Source organism: Fictibacillus iocasae (genome assembly GCF_042665465.1).
Lineage (GTDB): Bacteria > Bacillota > Bacilli > Bacillales > Fictibacillaceae > Fictibacillus > Fictibacillus iocasae.
Genome location: NZ_JBHTCP010000017.1, coordinates 1 through 505, shown reverse-complemented (window position 1 = coordinate 505; position 505 = coordinate 1). Strand labels below are relative to the sequence as shown.

The 505-nt window shown below is 42.8% G+C and carries 1 protein-coding gene; it reads right to left on the bottom strand.

Annotated features, from left to right (window positions below; genetic code table 11):
• Positions 1-145 precede the first annotated feature (145 nt).
• The coding region (locus tag ACFQPF_RS11335; protein ID WP_379749714.1) for a transposase at positions 146-505 on the bottom strand (360 nt) is incomplete at its 5' end.

Here is a 505-nt window from a genome sequence, read left to right as displayed (position 1 = left end):
GTCGTTAAGGAGCTGCCACTAACTTTTTGCGTGCGTTCGCCATTACAACTGACTAGCACAAGTATAAGCCGTGGATTCTCCTTATCGGTTTTCACCTTTGCCTCCGAGCCCTATTCACAATCTAAATGACTTCTATTCCCTCATTTTAGGATACTTTTGTTACAAGTTTCTCACTTATTGATGCTTCTTTAGCGATTGCCCAAACAAATCCGGCTAATTCCCTTGCAATAGCTGTTATTGCCTTATTGCTTGCTTTTCCTCGTGCTAATAAACGAAAGTATTTTCTATTTAATCGGTTTTGCGCCTTCCATGAAATGGCCTGGATCTCCGGTGATTTTCCTTCTTGTCTCTTCTTTAACTGCCCTTTAATAGCTGGGGGATAACGATAGCTCCAGGCAGCTTCAATTAACAGTCGCCGTACATGGCGATTTCCGGTTTTCGTTATTTTCCCTTGCTTCCTTACATCGCCACTGGAATACTCACTTGGAACTAATCCGGCATAAGC